Annotated in this window: 6 protein-coding genes; 2 read left to right on the forward strand and 4 right to left on the reverse strand. The window is 69.5% G+C overall.

Annotation, left to right across the window (positions count from 1 at the left end; translation table 11 throughout):
- Window positions 1–54: 54 nt before the first annotated feature.
- Window positions 55–744 carry a LysR substrate-binding domain-containing protein gene (locus CVO76_RS15670; protein ID WP_208740051.1) on the forward strand — a complete coding sequence of 230 codons (690 nt, stop codon included), beginning with the start codon at window positions 55–57 and terminating at the stop codon, window positions 742–744.
- Window positions 745–875: 131 nt separating this feature from the next.
- Here the strand turns inward: CVO76_RS15670 and CVO76_RS15675 are convergent, their stop codons facing one another.
- The 4 genes from CVO76_RS15675 to CVO76_RS15690 all read right to left on the reverse strand — a co-directional run bounded on the left by CVO76_RS15675 (window position 876) and on the right by CVO76_RS15690 (window position 3,427).
- Window positions 876–1,640: an SDR family NAD(P)-dependent oxidoreductase gene (locus CVO76_RS15675; protein WP_208740052.1), complete on the reverse strand. Its 765-nt coding sequence runs from the start codon at window positions 1,638–1,640 to the stop codon at window positions 876–878.
- Between the two features lie 10 nt (window positions 1,641–1,650).
- Window positions 1,651–1,848, reverse strand: coding sequence for a hypothetical protein (locus tag CVO76_RS15680; RefSeq protein WP_244186043.1), 198 nt, complete (start codon window positions 1,846–1,848; stop codon window positions 1,651–1,653).
- A gap of 125 nt (window positions 1,849–1,973) precedes the next feature.
- Window positions 1,974–2,708: a GAF and ANTAR domain-containing protein gene (locus tag CVO76_RS15685; RefSeq protein WP_133080034.1), complete on the reverse strand. Its 735-nt coding sequence runs from the start codon at window positions 2,706–2,708 to the stop codon at window positions 1,974–1,976.
- 224 nt (window positions 2,709–2,932) lie between these two features.
- Window positions 2,933–3,427 (reverse strand): Dps family protein, encoded by a 495-nt coding sequence (locus CVO76_RS15690; RefSeq protein WP_133080035.1) that lies wholly within the window; start codon window positions 3,425–3,427, stop codon window positions 2,933–2,935.
- A gap of 214 nt (window positions 3,428–3,641) precedes the next feature.
- Between CVO76_RS15690 and CVO76_RS15695 the strand changes: the two genes are divergently transcribed.
- The coding region (locus CVO76_RS15695; protein ID WP_347876240.1) for an SRPBCC family protein at window positions 3,642–4,104 on the forward strand (463 nt) is incomplete at its 3' end.

Genomic DNA, 4,104 nt, shown 5'->3' on the forward strand with positions numbered 1-4,104 from the left:
CGCGGGAGTCATGGTCCAAGCTTAACGGTCGCGGGCAGGCGCTACTGTGATCAGGTGCCCGCCGACCAGCCCCGAACCCTGTCCGTCGGCTTCGTGCCCGGCGTGACGCCGGGAAAGTGGGTGGCCAGGTGGCGCGAGCGGCACCCGGAGGTCCCCCTCGAACTCCACCAGCACGACGACGACGCCCTGGCGGCGTTGCGCGAAGGCTCCGACGACGTCGTCTTCGTCCGGCTTCCGGTGGACCGTGCGGGGATCCACCTGATCCCCCTGTACGAGGAGCAGCCCGTCGCCGTGATGTCGCGGGAGAACGAGCTGTCGCTCTACGACGACGTCCCGGCCGAGGAACTCGAGGGCGGGATCCTGCTCGACGTCCTCGAGTGCGGCGGCCCGAAGTCGGCCGTGGAGGTCGCTGCGTCCGGCGCGGGTGTCGTCGTCCTGCCGATGTCCCTCGCCCGCCTGTACGCGCGGAAGGATGCCGTGCACCGCCCGGTCCCCGGCCTGGTCCCGACGACCATCGGCATCGCCTGGCGGACGGAGGACGAGTCCGACGACGTCGAGGAGTTCATCGGCATCGTCCGCGGCCGCACGGCCCGGAGTTCCCGGCAGCCCTCGCAGCGCGAGGCGCCGAAGAAGAGCGCATCGCAGAAGGCGGCCGCGAAGAAGGCCGCGGCCGGGGACCAGAAGGGCGGGAAGCAGTCGGGGAAGCCCGGTCGCCCGTCCGGCCCGCGGGGCAAACGGCGCTGACCTCCCTCCCCTGCCGGCGGCCAGGCGTTCTGGTCCTTCGGCGGGATCGTCCTCGAGGGGACCTTCCTGGGCGGCCGCATCTTCTCGGGCCGCACGGTGGGCCACTCCCTCGCGGCATCGCTCCAGGCCGGTCAGGCCTGTGCGGGCTGGCCGTTGCTCGCCATCGTCCCGCCGTCCACGGGGAGGACGACCCCGGTGATGAAGCGCGCGTCCTCGCTGGCGAGGAAGGTGATGGCCGCGGCAACCTCCTCCGGCAGTCCGCCGCGTCCGAGGGGGATGCGCCGGGAGAACTCGTCGGACAGTTCGTGTGCCTCGCCGTCCTCGCTCGTCAGATCCGTCCAGACGAATCCGGGAGCGACGGCGTTGACCCGCACGCCGTCCCTGCCGTGGTCCAGGGCGACGGCGCGCGTGAAGTTGCTGACCCCGCCCTTGGCGGCGTTGTAGGCGCTCATCCGCCAGTCGCCCGCCAGCCCGGACACGGACGAGACGTTGACGATGCACCCCCTGCTCTCCAGCAGGTGCCCGAGTGCCGCCTTGGTACCGTAGAAAACGCCGGAGAGGTCCGTCTCGAGAACGCGGTGCCAGTCGTCCACGCTCGTGTCCTCGACGGTTCCCTGCGTGATGGTGCCGGCGTTGTTGACCAGGCCGTCGAGCCGCCCGTACTGCCCGACGGCATGCTGCACCATGGCGGCCACCTGGTCGAAGTCGGAGGAGTCGGCCCGGACCGCCGTCGCCCGTCCCTCCGGGAGGGACGCCACGACGGCGTCGATCTTGTCCCCGACGGAATCCGTCAGCACCACCCGTGCCCCTTCGGCCACGAAGCGCCGTGCCGCCGCTTCACCGATCCCCGACCCAGCGCCCGTCACGATCACGACCTTGCCGTCGAAACGCTGCATGGCGCGGCGCCTAGTCGGGGGTCTCGGACTGGAGCCGGATGAACTGCCAGTCCTCGTCGCTGAGGGGATCGTCGCCGGACGGTCCGCCCGCCCCGGCGATCGCCGACTGCACGGACTCCGGGAGGTCGTCGGCGCCGGAGTGCTCCCGGAGCCACTGCTTCTCCTCGATGTCCACTCGCGTCCACCACTGCTCGATGGGTTCCATCATCACGCTCCGTCCTGTCGGTCCTCCCACCGTGGCACCCGTCCCCGCCCGCCCGCAACGGGAGGATCGCCGTCGGTTCCCGTTCCCAGCGGGGTGCCGCACCTGCTACCGGACGCGGGCACCGCGGGTCAGGGGTCGAAGTGCGTCTCGGGTTCCGCCTGGCCGATCGACGCCACCAGGGAAGCGGCGATGTCCCGGACCTTCTCGTTGCGGCTGCTGGAGACCGACTTGAGGATGGTGAAGGCCTCCGTCTGCGTGCAGCGGTTCTGCGCCATGATGATCCCGATCGCTATGTCGATGGCGGTCCTCGACTTCATGGCGGACTTCAGGTTGCCGACGGATTCGCCGTGCTGTGCCAGCCGCACGGCCAGCATCAGGGCCTTGGACGTCTGGGCCACGAAGGCCTCGGCGGTGGCGATGTCCTCGGGGCCGAAGCCGCCGGTCTCCGTCGAGTAGACGTTCAGGGCCGCGCGGGCGCCGGTGTCGAGGGAGAACGGGACGGCGAGGATCGAACCCACGCCGTGCTCGGCGGCACGGGTGAGGTAGTTGCTCCAGCGTTCGTCCGTGGCGACGTCCGCGACGTGGACGGTCCGCTGCTCCTCGCAGGCGCTGAGGCACGGGCCCTCGGTGAACAGGTACTGCAGCTCGTCGAGCTGCTTCGCCGCCTCGCTGCTGCTGGCGACGGTACCGGCCCGCTTGTCGCGCAGGAGGGTGATCCCGCACAGGATCCGCCCCGGCCGCTCGAACAGGCGGGCCGCGGCGAAGCGGGCGAACTGGGTGAGGAACTCCTCGACGTCGTCGGTGTCGAGGAGGAGGTCCTGGAGGTAGTCGGCGGTGGTCTGCCCGGCAACCTGGTCGGCCATGTGTACTGATCCTGATTCGTCCAGCCGCCGAGCCACGTGTGCATCGCCCTGCGGGGCGTCCGGGGTCTCCCGGACCGATACACAAACCCGGGGAGTTTGCGATCGGCCGTCTGCTAGACCGTCAGTCAGCCTACATAGTACAAGAGGTCGTACCCGCAGCAGGGCCGCCGGGACGGGAGGAGAGGCGGACGCGCCTTCCTCCCGCCCGGGTGGGTGCTGGACCGTCAGACCGTCGCGTGCTCCGTGCCGACGGGGGTGACGACCTCGGCGGTCGGCTCCATGTTCTCGGCGTCCACCATCCATGCGTACTGCTCGAGCTTGGCGATGAACCCGTGGAGGAGGTCGGCCGTCGTGGGGTCCTCCTCGTCGATCTGGTCGTGCACGTCGCGCATCGTCGTGACCGCTGCGTTCAGCATGCGGACCACGAGGCCCACGGTGTCCTTCGTCGAGACGAGGCCTGCAGGGAACGGGTCGAGCTTTGTGCCCTCCGCGACGGCGACGCTGCGGCCGTCCGGAACGGCGTGGAGGGCGCGCATGCGCTCCGCCATCTCGTCGGCGAAGGCGCGGGCGTCGTCGATGATCTCGTCCAGCTGCAGGTGGAGGTCGCGGAAGTTCTTGCCGACCACGTTCCAGTGGGCCTGCTTGCCCTGCAGGTGCAACTCGACGAGGTCGACCAGGACGGCCTGCATGTTGTCGGTGAGGGTGGGTGAAGCCTTCATGAATCCTCCAGTGCTAGAGAAATTTCTCCGTCCCGGCAGGCTCCGGACGCACCGATCCCCCGCCGGGTGGACTGCTTTCACCCTAGACCCGCGCGTTGGCCAAATCCAACCGATCTGCCTACGCTAAGGGGACTTACGGTTTCGCCGTGCGGATCCCGGGAACGGGGTGACGGACGGCTCCGGAGTCTCTAAGAAGGAGGACCTTTTGGCTTCAGTGCAGGAATCTATCGACGTAGCAGTACCGGTCAGCACGGCCTACAACCAGTGGACCCAGTTCGAGAGCTTCCCCCGGTTCATGGGGGGCGTCGAGTCGATCACGCAGACCTCCGACACCTCGACGCACTGGGTGACGAGCATCGGCGGCGTGAAGCGCGAGTTCGACGCCGAGATCACCGAGCAGCACCCCGACGAGCGCGTGGCCTGGAAGAGCACGGACGGCGAATCGCATGCCGGCGTGGTCACCTTCCACCGCCTCGACGAGAACACCACGCGGCTCATGGTGCAGATCGACTGGCACCCCGAGACGTTCACCGAGAAGGTCGGTGCCGTGGTGAACGCCGACGCCGCCCAGGTGAAGGGCGACCTCAAGAGGTTCAAGGAGTTCATCGAGAAGAGCGGCGGGGAGACCGGCGCCTGGCGGGGCGACGTCGCGGCACCGCCGACCGGCGGATCCGGCG

The organism is Arthrobacter agilis (assembly GCF_002953615.1).
Lineage (GTDB): Bacteria > Actinomycetota > Actinomycetes > Actinomycetales > Micrococcaceae > Arthrobacter_D > Arthrobacter_D agilis_B.

Excerpts from the sequence above, each read along its gene's own strand:
- CVO76_RS15685 (WP_133080034.1), bottom strand. The coding sequence starts at position 2,708 with ATGGCCGACCAGGTTGCCGGGCAGACCACCGCCGACTACCTCCAGGAC.
- CVO76_RS15680 (WP_244186043.1), bottom strand. The coding sequence starts at position 1,848 with ATGATGGAACCCATCGAGCAGTGGTGGACGCGAGTGGACATCGAGGAG.
- CVO76_RS15690 (WP_133080035.1), bottom strand. The coding sequence starts at position 3,427 with ATGAAGGCTTCACCCACCCTCACCGACAACATGCAGGCCGTCCTGGTC.
- CVO76_RS15675 (WP_208740052.1), bottom strand. The coding sequence starts at position 1,640 with ATGCAGCGTTTCGACGGCAAGGTCGTGATCGTGACGGGCGCTGGGTCG.